We start from the raw sequence: 18678 nt of genomic DNA, 5'->3' as shown, positions 1-18678 counted from the left end.
TAAAAAGATGGTTTGCTTTTCAGTTTTCCCCAGATAATAATTCTAAAATGCGATTTAAATCTTCCTTATCGAAAAATTCTATTTCAATTTTCCCTTTTTCTTTCTTTGTTTCTTTAATTTTTACACCTGTTCCAAACTTTTCTCTTAACAATGTTTCGCGCTCTTCGAAAAATATATTCCGCTCTCGCTTCACTGTCTTTGTTTCACGTGAAACGCGTTGATGAATCTGTTGAACAATTTGCTCTAGCTGTCTAACATTCAATCCTTCTTTTTCAATACGCTTTAATAAAGACTTTAGCTGTTCTTCATCTTTTATTGTAAGTAATGTCCGTCCATGTGCCATGGATAGACTTCCATTCGCAATCATTTCTTGAACAAATAAAGGAAGTGTAAGCAACCGAACATAATTAGCAATATATGGCCTACTTTTTCCAAGGCGCTTTGCTAATTGCTCTTGAGTTACATTCAACTCATCCATTAGCATTTGATATGCCAAAGCTTCTTCCATTGGATTTAAATCTTCACGTTGTAGATTTTCTAACAAAGCAAACTCCATCATTTGCTGTTCATTTAATTCTCGAACGACAGCTGGCACCTTTTCAAGGCATGCTTCTTTTGCAGCACGGTATCTACGTTCACCAGCAACGATTTCATATCCTTTAATACTTTTCCTTACGATTAAAGGCTGTAAAATACCATGTTCTTTAATAGATGCTGCCAGTTCTTGAATAGCTTCTTTTTGAAAGTTTTTACGCGGTTGGTAGGGGTTTGGCCTTAATTCAGTTAGTACAATTTCCTGAATTTTTTCTTCCTCTCTCACATCTAAATCTGGAAAAAAAGCATTAATCCCTCTTCCTAATCCTTTAGCCACCAGCAATCACTTCCTCTGCTAAATCTATATACACTTCTGCACCTCTTGATTTAGCATCATACTGCATAATTGGTTTTCCATGACTTGGTGCTTCACTCAAACGAACATTGCGCGGAATAATAGAACGATATACTTTATCTCGAAAATATTTCTTCACTTCATCTATAACTTGAATACCTAAATTTGTACGTGCATCTAGCATCGTTAATAGTACACCTTGAATTGCTAAATTTTTATTTAAATGCTTTTGTACAAGTCGAACTGTATTCAGTAATTGACTCAATCCTTCCAATGCGTAGTATTCACACTGAACTGGAATAATAACAGAATCTGCTGCCGTTAGTGCATTAATTGTTAATAAGCCTAAAGATGGGGGACAATCAATAATAATATAATCATATTCATTACGGATTGGCTGCAAAGCCCTTTGTAAACGAACTTCCCGGGAAATGGTCGGTACCAGTTCAATTTCAGCACCTGCCAATTGAATTGTAGCAGGTAGAACATCTAAATTTTCAGTTGCGGTTTTTTGTATAACCCCTTGAACATCAGCATCTTCCACAAGAACATTATAAATACATTGATCTAATTCCGACTTTTCAATTCCTACACCTGTCGTTGCGTTCCCCTGAGCATCAATGTCAATAAGCAATACTTTTTTTCCTACCTGTGCCAATCCAGCTCCTAGGTTAACAGACGTTGTTGTTTTCCCTACACCGCCTTTTTGATTAGCAATAGCAATGATTTTTCCCATGATGTCACCTACTTTCAACCTTTCTGTCTTATTCTGAAAATAATTATGTTTATTGTAACATGAAATGAAAATTTTTCTTTTGCATCCTTATTAAACTTCAAAATTTATTCCAAAACTCCTTCTTCATTTAAGAAGAAAAATATAGGAAAAGAGATCTCTCCAAAGGATGAGATCTCTTTCAAATATAAATTATTTTTTTTTAGGAATCTTAATTGTGATCTGATAGTACTCATCAAATTCTTCTTCTTCAGAGTTTACTTTCAGTCCACTATTTGTAACCATTTGTAGCGATTGTCTAATTGTATTCATTGCAATTCGCATATCACGACTTACCGCTTTCTGTTTTGCCTTTCGCTTTGGTTTTACTTCTTCCAATAGCTTAGCAATGCGTTCCTCAGTCTGTTTTACATTCAATTGTTTTTCTACAATTTCTTGTAAAACTTTCAACTGTAATTCTTCATTTTTTAAAGGAATAAGGGCACGGGCATGACGTTCTGTAATACTCTTTTCTAGCAATGCTCGTTTAATTTCTTCAGGCAACTTTAATAATCGCAACTTATTTGCGATTGTTGATTGTCCTTTTCCGAGCCTCTGCGCTAATGCCTCTTGTGTTAAATTATGTAACTCAATTAGCTTTTGATAAGCAACAGCCTCTTCAATTGCTGTTAATTCCTCACGTTGCAAGTTCTCAATGAGAGCAACAGAAGCTGTTTCCGTATCATTTAAGTTTTTAATAATAGCTGGAACTTTTTCCCACCCTAATTTCGTTGCAGCACGAAAACGTCTTTCCCCGGCAATAATTTCATACTTATCTTCTTCATATTTCCTGATAACAATTGGTTGAATGAGTCCATGTGTACGAATGGTTAACGCAAGTTCGTCAATACGCGCGGCATCAAAAACTGTACGTGGTTGATAGCGATTGGGAATGATATTTGCTATCGGAATTTCTTGTATTTCTTCATGTATCTTTTTATCTATTTCTTCATGGCTTTCGTTTTGTAATTCGAATTCGCTCTCTTTATCTCCAAAGCCAAATAAACGAGAAAACGTATTTTTCATACATATTCCACCACCTTTGGGCCTATTGAATGTCCTACACAGAAATGTTTCCTATGAAACATTTACGTTTTCATTTATATAATTTAATCTTACGTCTAATAAGATTTATTTTTCAATAGGTAATTTATTGGGTGTCCCTGGCTTACGCGGATATTTCTTTGGTGTTTTGCGCTTTTTCACGATTGCTAAAATATTACGTTCACTTTCTTCAAATGGTAATTGGAAAGTAGAAATCTCTTTTAGTTCACCGCCAAGTATTTCTAAAGCATACTTACCATTTTCAATCTCTTCATTGGCAGCTGCACCTTTCATAGCGATAAATGTCCCACCTACTTTTACAAGAGGTAAACATAACTCACTCAATACAGAAAGACGTGCTACCGCACGCGCCATCACGATATCAAATGATTCACGTACACCTTCTTTTTTCCCAAATGTTTCAGCACGATCATGACAAAACGCAACATCACTTAGCTCTAATTTTTGGGCTAAATGATTTAAAAAATTGATACGTTTTTGCAATGAATCTACAATCGTTACTTTTAAATGCGGGAAACAAATTTTCAATGGAATACTTGGAAATCCTGCTCCTGCACCGACATCACAAATAGAAAATGGCTTTGAAAAATCATTATAAAAAGCAGCTGTAATCGAGTCAAAAAAGTGTTTTAAATACACTTCTTCTTTCTCTGTAATAGCTGTTAAATTCATTTTCTCATTCCATTCTACTAATGTTTCAAAGTAGATTTCAAATTGCTCTAATTGCCTAGGAGAAAGGTTAATTCCTCTTTCTCCTAGCATAGATTGAAATTGTTCTATGTTCATCTTGCCATATCTCCTTATTATTTATTGGTTCGATACTCGCGCAATTTTTCCTTGTTCAATATACACAAGTAAAATGGAAATATCAGCTGGATTTACTCCGGAAATACGGGATGCTTGCCCCATAGAAAGAGGACGAACATCTTTTAATTTTTGTCTTGCTTCAGAAGCGATTCCAGAAATCGCATCATAATCAATATCAACAGGAATCTTTTTGCTTTCCATTTTCTTCATACGTTCTACTTGTTGTAAGGATTTTTCAATATATCCTTCATACTTAATTTGAATTTCTACCTGCTCTGCAATTTCATCGTGTATTTCCACTTCACTTGGCGCAAGAATACGAATATGTTCATACGTCATTTCCGGACGACGTAGTAAGTCACTTGCACGTATTCCATCCTTTAATTCACTTCCACCAACACTGCGAATTAATTCTTGCACTTCAGGACGTGGTTTAATAATAATGCTTTCTAAACGTAATTTTTCTTGTTCAATCTGTTCCTTTTTCACAGTAAAACGCCCGTAACGCTCTTCTGGAATTAAGCCAATTTCTTGGCCAATTTCTGTTAAACGAAGATCGGCATTATCATGACGCAATAATAGACGGTATTCAGCACGGGATGTTAAAAGACGATATGGTTCGTTTGTCCCTTTTGTCACAAGATCATCAATTAAAACACCAATATAAGCATCTGAACGACCTAAAATAACCTCTTTCTTCCCTAGAGAGCGACATGCTGCGTTAATTCCGGCCATAATTCCTTGTCCTGCTGCTTCTTCGTAACCAGACGTACCGTTAATTTGACCTGCTGTATATAAATTTTTAATTTTTTTCGTCTCCAGTGTCGGCCACAACTGAGTTGGTACAATTGCATCATATTCGATCGCATAACCTGTACGCATCATCTCAACATTCTCTAAACCAGGAATCGTTTTAAGCATTTCACGCTGGACATCTTCCGGTAAACTTGTTGACAAACCTTGTACATATACTTCCTGTGTATTACGACCTTCCGGCTCTAAGAAAATTTGATGACGCGGTTTATCGTTAAATCGCACCACTTTATCTTCAATTGAAGGACAGTAACGTGGACCTGTTCCTTTAATCATACCAGAATACATAGCTGAACGATGCAAGTTTCGATCAATTAAACGATGTGTCTCTTCACTTGTATATGTTAACCAACATGGAATTTGATCCATAATAAATTTTGTAGTTTCAAAAGAAAATGCACGTGGTTTTTCATCACCCGGTTGAATTTCCGTTTTACTATAATCAATTGTATTGCTATTCACACGAGGAGGCGTACCTGTTTTAAATCTGACAAGATCAAAGCCAAGTTCCTCTAGATGCTCAGATAATGTGATAGATGGTTGCTGATTATTTGGACCACTTGAGTATTTTAAATCGCCCATGATAATCTCACCACGTAGGAATGTACCCGTTGTAATTACAACTGTTTCCGCTGTATATTCAGCACCTGATTGTGTAATTACACCTTTACATACATCATCCTCAACAATTAGACGCTCTACCATTCCTTGACGTAATGTTAAATTTGGCGTTTCTTCAATTGTTTTCTTTAATTCGTGTTGATATGAAAATTTATCCGCTTGTGCACGAAGAGCGCGTACAGCTGGACCTTTTCCCGTGTTTAACATACGCATTTGGATGTGAGTTTTATCAATGTTTCGTCCCATCTCACCGCCTAATGCATCAATCTCACGTACAACAATCCCTTTCGCTGGTCCACCAACAGAAGGGTTACATGGCATAAAAGCAACCATATCTAAATTAATTGTTAACATTAATGTTTTTGAGCCCATTCGTGCTGCTGCAAGCCCAGCTTCACATCCTGCATGACCTGCACCGATTACTATGACATCGTAAGAACCGGCATTGTATCCCATTATTATTCCTCCTAAAATTATCTATCCTTCTAAAACAGCTATATGTTATTTTCCTAAACAAAATTGAGAAAATAATTGGTCGATTAAGCTTTCATGAACAGTATCACCAGTAATTTCACCAAGGATTTCCCACGTTCTTGTTAGATCGATTTGAACCATATCAATTGGCACACCGTTCTCTATTGCCTCAATAGCATCCCCAATTGTCTTTTCCGCTTGTGTTAATAAACCGATATGTCTCGCATTAGAAACATACGTCATATCTGCTGACTCAATTGTTCCTTCAAAGAATAGATCTGCTATCGCTTTTTCTAGCTCATCCACACCTTTTTCTTCAATTAGCGACGTTGTGATCATACGATTTTTACCTGCTAATTCTGTAACACGTTTCATATCAATTTGCTTTGGTAAATCCGTTTTATTTACAATGACAATAAAGTCTTTTCCTCGCACTGCACGGAATAAGTCTTCATCTTCATTTGTTAATGCTTCACTATAGTTTACTACAATTAGAACTAAATCAGCCTGTCCCATCATTTCTTTTGATCGTTCTACACCGATTCGTTCAACAATATCTTCAGTTTCACGGATTCCCGCCGTATCAATAAGTTTAAGTGGCACACCACGCACATTGACATACTCTTCAATTACATCGCGCGTTGTTCCTGCTATATCTGTCACAATCGCCTTTTTCTCTTGCACGAGACTATTTAATAACGAGGATTTCCCAACGTTCGGTCTTCCGATAATTGCTGTTGCAATTCCTTCTCGTAAAATTTTCCCTTGCTTAGATGTCTCCAATATTTTTTTAATTTCACCGCGAACATGTGTGGCTTTTTCAATTAAAATATTGTGCGTCATTTCTTCGACATCATCGTATTCTGGATAATCTATATTTACTTCTACATGAGCTAATGTTTCTAAAATTTCCTGACGAAGGCGACCTATTAATTTAGATAATCGCCCTTCCATTTGATTCATTGCTACGTTCATCGCTCGATCTGTTTTCGCACGAATCAAATCCATTACAGCTTCTGCTTGCGATAAGTCAATACGCCCATTTAAAAATGCACGCTTTGTAAATTCACCCGGTTCTGCCAAACGCACTCCTTGAGCCAAAATAAGTTGTAATACTTTATTTACAGAAACAAGACCACCGTGACAATTGATCTCTACAATATTTTCACGCGTAAATGTCCTTGGCGCTCGCATAATCGATACCATTACCTCTTCGATAACTTGATCTGTATCTAAATCAACAATATGACCGTAGTGAATCGTATGAGAAGAAACTGCCGTTAAATCTTTCCCTTTAAAAATACGATTGACCTTTTCAATCGCATCCTCTCCACTTACTCGAACAATGGCAATTGCCCCTTCTCCAAGTGCCGTGGAAATTGCAGCAATTGTATCAAAATCCATGTCCTTTCACCTCACTTGCTTATTTCTCTCTATTTCAACATGATTTTTTCTTTCACTAAACTATTAGGATACCATAACGAACCTATCTACAAAAGAATAATAACTCATTTTATTATGTCCTCATGTAAAAAACGCTAAACTTATTCACAGTGGATAAGTTTAGCGTTTTTAGTTATCCACAATCTGTTTTTCATAAATTAACAAGAAAAAAACCGGTACTCGAATGAGTAACCGGTTATTTGGAAGATATTACAACATGTCGATGTGGTTCTTTCCCTTCGGAAGTTGTAATTACATTTGGATGATTGGACAATGCTTGATGAATAATTTTTCTCTCAAAAGAAGGCATTGGTTCTAACACAACATTTTTTTTAGTTACCGTGACCTGCTTTGCTAATCGATAAGAAAGCGATTCTAACGTATCTTTTCTCTTACTACGATAGTTTTCAGCATCAATTGTGATACCAATATATTGCTTTGTACTGCGATTCGCAACAAGTTTTGTTAAATATTGTAAAGAATTTAATGTATGTCCTCTTTTTCCGATCAATACCCCTACATCTTTCCCAAAAAGTGTAAACTCAATTTCTCGACCCTTTACATTTTTCGTAATCATCACATCCACACCCATTTCCTGAACAACACTTTGTAAGTATTGCTCAGCTTCTTGAATGGGATCTTTCTTCATTACAACTTCCACGATAGCTGGACGATTCCCTATAAAACCTAGAAATCCTCTCTTTCCCTCATCAATCACATTCACGTCTACTTGATCCCTTGAAACTTTTAATTGTCTTAAAGCATCTTGTACTGCCAGCTCGACTGTTTGTCCTTTAGCAGTAATTATACTCACTTGCTTGATCCTCCTGCCTTACTAGCCTTAATTTCAGGCCCTTTGATCATATACATTTGAGCGATACCAAAGATGTTACCAACTACCCAATATAGTGATAATGCTGCTGGGAAGTTAATTGCAAAGACTAAAATCATGATTGGCATAAGCCAAATCATCATTGCCATTTGTGGATTTTGTCCAGCAGTACCTGCCATTGCAAGTTTTTGCTGAATAAATGTTGTGATTGCCGCAACAATTGGAAGGATATAGTACGGATCCGCATGTCCTAAATCAAACCATAAGAAGCTATGTTGCTTAATCTCTGCCGTCCTCATAATTGCATGGTAAAATGCGAATAAAATTGGCATTTGAATAAAAATTGGTAAACAACCCGCTAATGGATTTACACCGTGTGTTTTATACAACTGCATCATTTCTTGTTGTAACTTTTGCTGCGTCGCTTGGTCTTTAGAACTATATTTCTCTTTTAACTTCGCCATTTCTGGTTGCAATGCTTGCATTGCCTTCGTACTCTTCGTCTGCTTAATCATTAATGGTAACAATGCAAAACGAATGATAAGAGTTGTGACAACAATCGCTAAACCATAATTACTACCAAATAAGTTTGCAAAATACGTGATTAACTGAGAAAGCGGGTATACGAAATATTCATTCCAGATCCCTGTACTTTTCGGTGTAATCGGCTGATTCGTTTCATTACAGCCAGTAGCAATTGCCATTAAAGCAATAACCATGACTAGTAAGCCTATCTTTTTTTTCACAGCCTGCTCCTCCTTGTTTCGGTATGTATATAGTGTAATTCATTTTCCTTTTCCTACGCTACTTGTTTGTTATTTTAATACCAGAACGCTTAAAAGCATGAATTAAGCTTTTCTTCAATTGTTCGTATGTCATATCTGCACAAGGCTTCCTTGCTATTATAACAAAATCTTTTCCAGAATCTATCTCATCTTTTAATTCTGCAATCGATTGGCGAATCATACGCTTAATTCGATTACGTACTACTGCATTTCCTAACTTTTTGCTAACGGAAAGACCAATGCGAAAGTATGATTGCTCCGCTTTTTCAAGCTGATAGACCACAAACTGACGATTTGCATTTGATTTTCCATTTTGAAAAACAGCCTGAAATTCATCATTTTTCTTTATACGATTTTTTTTCTTCATATCAATTGACACTCCTGTATTTCATCAGCGGAAATTCATTATTACTAGAAAAAAAGACCACTGAACGATCAGTGGTCTACGCAGATAATACTTTTCTTCCTTTACGACGACGAGCTGCTAGCACTTTACGTCCGTTCGCTGTGCTCATACGGCTGCGGAAACCATGTACTTTGCTGCGCTTACGTTTATTTGGTTGGTAAGTTCTTTTCATTATATGACACCTCCCTGAGGAATATCTGTTAAAGACAGTCTTATAAATTATAGTTAATCAACTAGGAAAATGTCAATGGTTCTCTAAATTTTCATCAAATATTCATTTTGAACCTATTCACAATTTATTTCACAGCTGTTTTATTTCTTTGTGGATAATATATTTTTTCATTTTTTGTATCCACAAATTATTTTTTCATTTTTACACAGTATATCGTATTGTGGACAAATTTATTCCACAAGGTATTGATTTTGTGGATAACTTTCTGAAATTCATTGCTATCGCTATCTTTTTTTGATATTATAGTTGTGTTTTCACCTTGAACAAGTTTTCCACAAGTTTAGTTTATCCACAAATTGTGCATAACATGTGGACAGTTATAGTCACATGTGGGTAAACAGTTGTCCACATGTGTGTTTTTTGTCGAAAACTCTATCTCGTATACAAACGACGTTTTTAGGTTTTAAAATACGTTTCGTATAAATATACATTTCGTTATTTTGAGGTTGTACAATTGTTGCACAACCTTATTCTTTTACCATCTTTGTAAAGGAGGGACACCTTTGGAAAATATCTCTGATTTATGGAATAGTGCTTTGAAAGAACTCGAAAAAAAGGTCAGTAAACCAAGTTATGAGACATGGTTGAAATCAACCAAAGCACATGCTTTGAAAAAAGATATATTAACGATTACAGCTCCGAATGAATTTGCTCGTGACTGGCTAGAATCTCATTATTCAGAACTAATTTCAGAAACACTTTATGATTTAACAGGAGCAAAACTAGAAATTCGCTTTATTATTCCCCAAAGTCAAACTGAAGAGGAGATTGACTATCCTCCTGCTAAAAAGAAAAGAATAAATGATGAGTCTAATCACTTACCACAGAGCATGTTAAATCCAAAATACACGTTTGATACATTTGTTATTGGCTCTGGGAACCGTTTTGCTCATGCAGCTTCATTAGCAGTTGCTGAAGCACCAGCAAAAGCATATAACCCGCTATTTATTTATGGGGGAGTTGGGCTTGGAAAAACACACCTAATGCATGCAATTGGTCATTATGTCATTGAACATAATCCGAATGCTAAGGTTGTTTATTTATCATCAGAAAAATTTACAAATGAATTTATTAACTCTATTCGTGATAATAAAGCTGTCGATTTCCGTAATAAATACCGTAATGTCGATGTCTTGCTTATAGATGATATTCAATTTCTTGCTGGAAAAGAACAAACACAAGAAGAGTTCTTCCATACATTTAATGCGCTACATGAAGAAAGCAAGCAAATTGTAATCTCAAGCGATCGACCGCCAAAAGAGATCCCGACATTAGAAGATCGCCTTCGCTCCCGTTTTGAGTGGGGACTTATTACAGATATTACACCGCCAGATTTAGAGACGAGAATTGCGATTTTACGAAAAAAAGCGAAAGCGGAAGGCCTTGACATCCCAAATGAAGTCATGCTCTATATCGCAAATCAAATCGACTCGAACATTCGTGAACTAGAAGGTGCACTTATTCGAGTTGTTGCTTATTCATCTTTAATTAATAAAGATATTAATGCGGATTTAGCTGCCGAAGCACTTAAAGATATTATTCCAAATTCTAAACCAAAGATTATTTCTATTTATGATATTCAAAAAGCCGTTGGAGATGTTTTTCAAGTTAAACTAGAAGACTTTAAAGCAAAAAAACGCACAAAATCAGTCGCATTTCCTCGCCAAATTGCAATGTATCTATCACGTGAGTTAACAGATTCATCTTTACCTAAAATTGGTGAAGAATTTGGTGGACGTGACCACACAACAGTCATCCATGCGCACGAAAAAATTTCAAAACTATTAAAAACTGATACACAACTACAAAAACAAGTTGAGGAAATCAATCATATTTTAAAGTAGTAGCTGAATAGTGTGAATAACTTCCCTTGTTTTACACACAGTCTATCCACATGTAGATAGACTGTTTTTCCGTCTCTAAATGGAGTTATCCACATATCCACAAGCCCTATTACTATTACTACTATTTTTTTATATTTATTAAATAAATAAAATCTTATACTTGCCGGAGGGTTTCGCTATGCGTTTTACAATTCAAAAAGACTATCTTGTAAGAAGTGTACAAGATGTAATGAAGGCCGTTTCCTCTCGTACAACTATTCCCATACTTACAGGAATTAAAGTTGTAGTAACTGAAGAAGGTGTTACATTGACAGGAAGCGATGCTGATATTTCGATTGAATCTTTTATTCCAGTTGAAGAAAATGGAAAAGAAATTGTTGAAATTGCACAATCGGGGAGCATTGTTTTACAAGCAAAATATTTTAGTGAGATCGTAAAAAAATTACCAAAAGACACAGTAGAAATCTCTGTGGAAAATCATTTTATGACAAAAATAAAATCTGGAAAATCAGAGTTTAATCTAAATGGTTTAGATGCTGCTGAATATCCATTATTACCACAAATTGAAGAACATCATGTATTTAAAATCCCGACAGATTTACTAAAACATATGATTCGTCAAACTGTATTTGCGGTTTCAAGTTCTGAAACTCGTCCGATCTTGACAGGTGTAAACTGGAAAGTGTATAACAGTGAACTGACTTGTATTGCAACAGATAGTCACAGGTTAGCACTTCGTAAAGCGAAGATTGAAGGTCATACAATTTCTGATGAATTTCAAGCGAATGTTGTTATCCCTGGTAAGAGTTTAAATGAATTGAGCAAAATTCTAGATGAGTCTGAAGAAATGGTGGATATTGTCATTACGGAGTATCAAGTATTATTCCGAACTAAACATTTATTATTCTTCTCAAGGTTGTTAGAAGGGAATTACCCGGATACAACACGTTTAATTCCGGCAGAAAGTAAAACCGACATATTTGTAAATACAAAAGAGTTTTTACAAGCAATTGATCGTGCTTCTTTACTAGCAAGAGATGGTCGCAATAATGTTGTGAAATTATCGACGTTAGAACAACAAATGCTGGAACTTTCTTCAAATTCACCAGAAATCGGAAAAGTAGTAGAGGAAGTTCAATGTGAAAAAATAGAAGGGGAAGAATTAAAAATCTCCTTTAGTGCAAAATATATGATGGATGCATTAAAAGCGTTAGATAGTACAGAAATTAAAATTAGTTTTACTGGAGCGATGAGACCATTCTTAATTCGTACAGTAAATGATGATTCTATCATCCAATTAATTTTACCAGTTCGTACTTACTAAGCGAGAGTGAGGGTTACTAGTTTGAATATGCTAGTGGCCCTTATTTGATTTTCGGGGTATTACTTTCCTAATGCGGGTTTATTTAGTACAATGAAAGAATGAACACTTTCAGAAAGTGAGCGATTTTATGAAACGTATTAAGATTTCAACTGAGTATATTACACTGGGACAATTTTTAAAGTTAGCTGATGTAATTGATACAGGCGGTGCTGTTAAATGGTTCTTACAAGAATACGAAGTGTATGTCAATCAAGAGCTTGAAAATAGAAGAGGCCGAAAGTTGTATGCAAATGATATTGTTGAAATTCCGGGAAACGGAACATTTCAAGTTCAAGCATAAAGGGGGAGCCCTTTGTATATTAAAGAATTACAATTAAAAAATTATCGCAATTATGAATATCTGGATCTCTCCTTTGAGGATAAAGTGAATGTAATTATTGGTGAAAATGCTCAAGGGAAAACGAATTTGATGGAAGCTATTTATGTATTAGCGATGGCCAAGTCTCATCGAACTTCAAACGATCGTGAACTTATCCGGTGGGATGAGGATTATGGTAAAATAAAAGGTAGCTTACAAAAGCGAAACAGTTCCTTGTCTTTAGAATTAAATATTTCTAAAAAAGGGAAAAAGGCAAAATTAAATCAGCTAGAACAACAAAGGTTAAGCCAATATATTGGTGAAATGAATGTTGTTATGTTTGCCCCAGAAGATTTAAATCTTGTAAAAGGAAGCCCTCAAGTACGAAGACGCTTTTTAGATATGGAACTTGGACAAATAGCTCCTGTCTATTTGTATGAGTTAAGTCAATATCAAAAAGTGCTCACGCAGCGAAATCACTTGCTTAAAAAAATGCAAGGGAATAGTAAAAATGAGGAAATGATGTTGGATGTATTTACACTGCAACTCATTGAACATGGTACAAAAATTTTGCAAAAACGTTTTGAGTTTCTGCATTTATTACAAGAATGGGCTGCTCCAATCCATCGTGGCATTAGTAGGGGATTAGAGGAACTAGAAATAGTCTATAAACCGAGCGTAGATGTATCAGAATCAATGGATTTGTCGAAAATAAAAGAAGTATACTATGAAAGTTTTCAATCTGTGAAACAACGTGAAATTTTCCGTGGTACAACTTTAATTGGTCCTCATCGTGACGATTTACAATTCTTCGTTAATGATAAAAATGTTCAAGTCTTTGGTTCACAAGGGCAACAACGAACAACCGCACTTTCCCTAAAGTTAGCTGAAATTGAATTGATTTATTCAGAGGTTAAAGAATATCCAATCCTCTTATTAGATGATGTGTTATCAGAGTTAGATGATTATCGTCAATCACATCTTTTAAACACAATTCAAGGAAAAGTGCAAACATTTGTGACAACGACAAGTGTCGACGGAATTGAACACGAAACATTAAAGCAAGCGAAAACAATTCATGTAACGAACGGCACGGTAGATTGTGAAATAGACAGAACATAATTTCTGTTTAAATGGAAAAGTAGGTGATCTTTGTGTCAATGGAACAAAAGCAAATGCAGGAAAATTCATATGATGAAAGTCAAATACAGGTGCTTGAGGGACTGGAAGCAGTTCGAAAACGCCCGGGTATGTATATTGGATCTACAAGTGGGAAGGGTCTTCATCACCTTGTATGGGAAATTGTAGATAATAGTATTGATGAAGCATTAGCAGGATACTGTGATGAAATTAATGTTAGCATCGAAGAAGATAATAGTATTCGTGTGACTGATAATGGTCGTGGTATTCCAGTTGGTATACAAGAAAAAATGGGACGTCCTGCTGTAGAGGTTATTATGACTGTACTCCACGCAGGTGGTAAATTTGGCGGTGGCGGTTATAAAGTTTCCGGTGGTTTACATGGTGTGGGTGCATCTGTTGTAAATGCTCTATCAACAGAGTTAGAAGTATTTGTACATCGTGAAGGTAAAATTCATTATCAAAAGTATGAACGAGGTATCCCAGCTGCAGATTTAAAGGTAATTGGTGAAACAGATCATACAGGAACAATAACTCGTTTCAAGCCAGATCCAGAAATTTTTAAAGAAACTACAGAATACGATTTTGATACATTAGCAACACGTATGCGTGAACTAGCATTTTTAAATCGTAATATTAAATTGATAATTGAAGATAAACGCGAAAATAAGCAGAAGAAAGAGTTCCATTATGAAGGTGGAATTAAATCTTATGTTGAGCATTTAAACCGCTCGAAGCAACCGATTCATGAAGAACCTGTATATGTAGAGGGTTCGAAAGATGGAATTCAAGTTGAAGTTTCTCTTCAATATAACGAAGGTTATACAAACAATATTTATTCATTTACGAATAATATTCATACGTATGAAGGCGGTACACATGAGGTTGGTTTCAAGACTGCCCTAACGCGTGTAATAAATGATTATGGACGAAAAAATAACATCTTAAAAGATGCTGATAGTAACCTAACAGGTGAAGATGTACGTGAAGGACTAACAGCGATTGTTTCCATCAAACATCCGAATCCACAGTTTGAGGGACAAACGAAAACAAAACTTGGAAATAGTGAAGCGAGAACGATTACAGAATCTGTTTTCTCAGAAGCGTTCGAAAAGTTTTTACTTGAGAATCCAAATGTTGCGCGTAAGATTGTGGATAAAGGAACAATGGCAGCACGTGCACGTGTAGCAGCGAAGAAGGCACGTGAATTAACACGCCGAAAGAGTGCGCTGGAAGTATCTAGTTTGCCAGGGAAGCTTGCAGACTGTTCTTCTAAAGATCCTTCGATTAGTGAAATTTACATCGTAGAGGGAGATTCTGCAGGAGGTTCTGCAAAACAAGGACGCGATCGCCACTTTCAAGCGATTTTACCGCTTAAGGGTAAAATTATTAATGTTGAAAAGGCACGATTAGATAAGATTTTATCTAATGATGAAGTACGTACGATTATCACAGCGATTGGTACAAATATCGGTGGGGATTTTGATATTGAAAAAGCTCGCTATCATAAAGTTATTATTATGACCGATGCCGATGTTGATGGCGCGCATATTCGTACTCTATTATTAACGTTCTTCTATCGTTATATGCGTCAAATCATTGAACATGGTTATATATATATTGCACAACCACCATTGTTTAAAGTGCAACAAGGGAAAAAGATTCAATATGCTTATAACGATAAAGAGCTTGAAAAGATATTAGCAGAGTTACCAGCTCACCCAAAACCTGGTATTCAGCGTTACAAAGGTCTTGGGGAAATGAATCCGACTCAATTATGGGAAACGACAATGGATCCAGAAGTACGTTCATTACTTCAAGTTTCTCTGCAAGATGCAATTGAAGCAGATGAAACGTTTGAAATTTTAATGGGTGATAAAGTAGAGCCACGTCGTAACTTTATCCAAGAAAATGCAAAATACGTGAAAAACCTTGATATTTAAGTAAGTAATGACAGGAATCTAAGCATTCCTGTCTTCTACATATAAATCAATGTATATGTAACGGAAATGTAAGAGGAGGTGCTCGTTGATGTCAGACAATCAAGAACAAGCACGAATTCGAGAAATTAATATTAGTCATGAAATGCGTACCTCATTTTTAGATTACGCAATGAGTGTTATCGTATCTCGTGCACTACCAGATGTTCGTGATGGGTTAAAACCTGTGCATCGCAGGGTTTTATACGCAATGAATGATTTAGGGATTACTGCTGATAAAGCTTATAAAAAATCAGCGCGTATCGTTGGTGAAGTAATTGGTAAGTATCACCCGCATGGTGATTCAGCCGTTTACGAAACAATGGTACGTATGGCACAAGATTTTAGTCAACGTTATATGCTTGTTGATGGGCATGGTAACTTCGGTTCTGTTGATGGAGATTCAGCAGCAGCAATGCGTTATACAGAAGCAAGAATGTCTAAGATTTCTATGGAGCTGTTGCGTGATATTACGAAAAACACGATAGATTACCAAGACAATTACGATGGTTCTGAGAGAGAACCAATTGTATTACCAGCGCGCTTTCCTAACTTATTAGTAAACGGTACGACAGGTATCGCGGTTGGTATGGCAACAAATATTCCGCCTCATCAACTTGGAGAAGTAATTGATGGCGTGCTAGCATTGAGTCATAATCCTGACATTACTATTGCGGAATTAATGGAATTTATTCCGGGACCAGATTTCCCAACGGCGGGTCTAATCTTAGGGAGAAGTGGAATTCGAAGAGCGTATGAAACAGGTCGCGGTTCTATTATACTTCGTGCTAAAGTTGAAATTGAAGAAAAGGCAAATGGAAAACAAGCAATTATTGTAACCGAGCTGCCTTATCAAGTGAATAAAGCTCGATTAATTGAAAAAATTGCAGAGTTAGTTCGCGATAAAAAAATCGAAGGTATTACAGATTTACGCGATGAGTCAGATCGAAATGGTATGCGTATTGTCATGGAAGTACGCCGTGATGCAAATGCAAACGTACTATTAAATAATTTATATAAACATACAGCGCTTCAAACAAGCTTCGGTATTAATATGTTATCGCTCGTGAATGGGGAGCCACAAGTATTAAACTTAAAACAAACTTTATATTATTATTTAGAGCATCAACAGGTAGTTATTCGTAGACGTACTGCTTATGAATTAGAGAAGGCGGAAGCTCGGGCTCATATTTTAGAGGGGTTACGAATTGCATTAGATCACCTTGATGAAGTAATTACTTTAATTCGTAGTTCAAAGACTGCTGATATTGCAAAACAAGGATTGATGGAACGTTTCGGTTTAAGTGAAAAACAAGCGCAAGCAATTTTAGATATGCGTCTGCAACGCTTAACAGGACTAGAACGTGAAAAAATTGAACAAGAATATCAAGACTTAATGAAGTTAATTGCTGAATTAAAGGCCATCTTAGCAGATGAAGAAAAGGTTCTTGAAATTATTCGTGAAGAATTAACAGAAGTAAAAGAACGCTTTAATGATAAAAGAAGAACGGAAATTACAATTGGTGGTATGGAATCAATTGAAGATGAGGATTTAATCCCAGAGCAAAATATCGCTATCACACTTACTCATAATGGTTATATCAAAAGGTTACCAGCTTCTACGTACAAAACACAGAACCGTGGAGGACGTGGTGTACAAGGAATGGGTACGAATGATGATGACTTTGTTGAGCATTTATTGACAACGTCTACACATGATCATATTCTATTCTTCACAAACAAAGGTAAAGTATACCGTACAAAAGGATATGAAATTCCAGAGTATAGCCGTACGGCAAAAGGTATACCAATTGTTAATTTGTTAGAAGTAGATAAAGGTGAGTGGGTCAACGCTATTATTCCAATCCGTGAATTTGGTGATGATCAATTCTTATTCTTCACAACAAAACAAGGTATTTCTAAGAGAACGCCTCTTTCATCATTTGCCAATATACGTACGAATGGTTTAATTGCAATTTCCCTTCGTGAAGAGGACGAAGTAATCTCTGTACGCTTAACATCTGGTGATAAGGATATTATTGTTGGAACAAGTAATGGTATGTTAATCCGTTTCAATGAGCAAGATGTTCGTTCTATGGGACGTAATGCGGCAGGTGTAAAAGCTATTACACTAGGTGATGAAGACCAAGTTGTAGGTATGGAAATTGTTGAAGAGGATATGAACGTTTTAATTGTAACCAAAAATGGTTACGGAAAACGTACACCGGTTGATGAATATCGTCTACAAAGTCGCGGTGGTAAAGGTTTAAAAACATGTAATATCACAGATAAAAACGGTAAATTAGTAGCAGTTAAGTCTGTAACTGGCGAAGAAGATATTATGCTAATTACAGCTGCGGGTATTATTATACGTATGCCAGTTGATCAAATTTCTCAAATGGGTCGTAATACGCAAGGTGTACGATTAATCCGTTTGGAAAATGAACAAGAAGTAGCAACAGTAGCAAAAGCGCAAAAAGATGAAGAAGAAGATGGAAGCGAAGAGGCTTCTGAAGAATAAGAGTGGGGATTTTCCCTCTCTTATTTTTTTTAGAATAATACTTGCACAGAGATGGGAAAGTCTATATAATAGGCAGAGTCAGCAAATGAGAGATACAAGTTATCGAAAAAACTTGTTGACGAAAACAATATACTGTGTTATATTATAAAAGTCGCTGAAACGCGATGTTGAACTTTGAAAACTAAACGAAACAAACAACGTGAAACGTCAATTTTTATTTTAGATGCTAGACAAACTAACTTTATTGGAGAGTTTGATCCTGGCTCAGGATGAACGCTGGCGGCGTGCCTAATACATGCAAGTCGAGCGAATGGATTAAGAGCTTGCTCTTATGAAGTTAGCGGCGGACGGGTGAGTAACACGTGGGTAACCT

Annotated in this window: 16 protein-coding genes and 1 rRNA gene; 7 read left to right on the top strand and 10 right to left on the bottom strand. The window is 36.0% G+C overall.

Going from position 1 to position 18678, the window contains the following annotated elements; all coding sequences use genetic code 11:
• Window positions 1–19 precede the first annotated feature (19 nt).
• The 10 genes from C564_RS0106925 to rpmH form a co-directional block, all read right to left on the bottom strand.
• Window positions 20–871, bottom strand: coding sequence for a ParB/RepB/Spo0J family partition protein (locus C564_RS0106925; RefSeq protein ID WP_018764824.1), 852 nt, complete (start codon window positions 869–871; stop codon window positions 20–22).
• A complete protein-coding gene (gene soj, locus C564_RS0106920; protein WP_003202576.1) occupies window positions 864–1625 on the bottom strand; it encodes a sporulation initiation inhibitor protein Soj in 762 nt (253 codons plus the stop codon). Before soj ends, C564_RS0106925 begins: the two co-directional genes overlap by 8 nt.
• 189 nt (window positions 1626–1814) lie before the next feature.
• Complete coding sequence (noc, locus tag C564_RS0106915; protein WP_003209340.1) at window positions 1815–2687, bottom strand: nucleoid occlusion protein; 873 nt, start codon at window positions 2685–2687, stop codon at window positions 1815–1817.
• Window positions 2688–2792: 105 nt separating this feature from the next.
• On the bottom strand, window positions 2793–3512 hold the full coding sequence (gene rsmG / locus C564_RS0106910; RefSeq protein ID WP_003202571.1) for a 16S rRNA (guanine(527)-N(7))-methyltransferase RsmG: 720 nt from the start codon (window positions 3510–3512) through the stop codon (window positions 2793–2795).
• 21 nt (window positions 3513–3533) lie between these two features.
• The gene (mnmG, locus tag C564_RS0106905; RefSeq protein ID WP_003209342.1) at window positions 3534–5423 is read right to left on the bottom strand and encodes a tRNA uridine-5-carboxymethylaminomethyl(34) synthesis enzyme MnmG; all 1890 of its coding nucleotides are present in this window, start codon (window positions 5421–5423) and stop codon (window positions 3534–3536) included.
• A gap of 45 nt (window positions 5424–5468) precedes the next feature.
• Window positions 5469–6845 carry a tRNA uridine-5-carboxymethylaminomethyl(34) synthesis GTPase MnmE gene (mnmE, locus tag C564_RS0106900; protein ID WP_003202594.1) on the bottom strand — a complete coding sequence of 459 codons (1377 nt, stop codon included), beginning with the start codon at window positions 6843–6845 and terminating at the stop codon, window positions 5469–5471.
• Window positions 6846–7080: 235 nt separating this feature from the next.
• Entirely contained in the window at window positions 7081–7698 is a 618-nt protein-coding gene (gene jag / locus C564_RS0106895) for an RNA-binding cell elongation regulator Jag/EloR (protein ID WP_018764823.1), read from the bottom strand.
• Window positions 7695–8462, bottom strand: coding sequence for a YidC family membrane integrase SpoIIIJ (spoIIIJ, locus tag C564_RS0106890; RefSeq protein ID WP_018764822.1), 768 nt, complete (start codon window positions 8460–8462; stop codon window positions 7695–7697). The genes jag and spoIIIJ overlap by 4 nt, the downstream gene beginning before the upstream one ends.
• Window positions 8463–8520: 58 nt before the next feature.
• Entirely contained in the window at window positions 8521–8868 is a 348-nt protein-coding gene (rnpA, locus tag C564_RS0106885; protein ID WP_016112830.1) for a ribonuclease P protein component, read from the bottom strand.
• Between the two features lie 76 nt (window positions 8869–8944).
• Window positions 8945–9079, bottom strand: coding sequence for a 50S ribosomal protein L34 (gene rpmH / locus C564_RS0106880; protein WP_000831901.1), 135 nt, complete (start codon window positions 9077–9079; stop codon window positions 8945–8947).
• Between the two features lie 563 nt (window positions 9080–9642).
• Between rpmH and dnaA the strand changes: the two genes are divergently transcribed.
• The 7 genes from dnaA to C564_RS0106845 all read left to right on the top strand — a co-directional run.
• Complete coding sequence (gene dnaA, locus C564_RS0106875; RefSeq protein WP_003194153.1) at window positions 9643–10983, top strand: chromosomal replication initiator protein DnaA; 1341 nt, start codon at window positions 9643–9645, stop codon at window positions 10981–10983.
• A gap of 178 nt (window positions 10984–11161) precedes the next feature.
• Window positions 11162–12307 carry a DNA polymerase III subunit beta gene (dnaN, locus tag C564_RS0106870; protein WP_003194151.1) on the top strand — a complete coding sequence of 382 codons (1146 nt, stop codon included), beginning with the start codon at window positions 11162–11164 and terminating at the stop codon, window positions 12305–12307.
• 127 nt (window positions 12308–12434) lie between these two features.
• Entirely contained in the window at window positions 12435–12647 is a 213-nt protein-coding gene (gene yaaA / locus C564_RS0106865) for a S4 domain-containing protein YaaA (RefSeq protein ID WP_003194149.1), read from the top strand.
• A 12-nt stretch (window positions 12648–12659) separates the two neighbouring features.
• Entirely contained in the window at window positions 12660–13787 is a 1128-nt protein-coding gene (gene recF / locus C564_RS0106860) for a DNA replication/repair protein RecF (protein ID WP_018764821.1), read from the top strand.
• 38 nt (window positions 13788–13825) lie between these two features.
• Complete coding sequence (gene gyrB / locus C564_RS0106855; protein WP_006096802.1) at window positions 13826–15748, top strand: DNA topoisomerase (ATP-hydrolyzing) subunit B; 1923 nt, start codon at window positions 13826–13828, stop codon at window positions 15746–15748.
• Between the two features lie 88 nt (window positions 15749–15836).
• Complete coding sequence (gene gyrA / locus C564_RS0106850) at window positions 15837–18305, top strand: DNA gyrase subunit A (RefSeq protein ID WP_006096803.1); 2469 nt, start codon at window positions 15837–15839, stop codon at window positions 18303–18305.
• A 241-nt stretch (window positions 18306–18546) separates the two neighbouring features.
• Window positions 18547–18678: ribosomal RNA gene (locus C564_RS0106845) — 16S ribosomal RNA — on the top strand; the annotation flags it as partial.

The sequence above is a fragment of the Bacillus sp. 105MF genome (assembly GCF_000374885.1).
GTDB lineage: Bacteria > Bacillota > Bacilli > Bacillales > Bacillaceae_G > Bacillus_A > Bacillus_A pseudomycoides.
The sequence above is the reverse complement of the archived record's forward strand: the minus strand, read 5'-3'. Positions and strand labels throughout refer to the sequence as shown.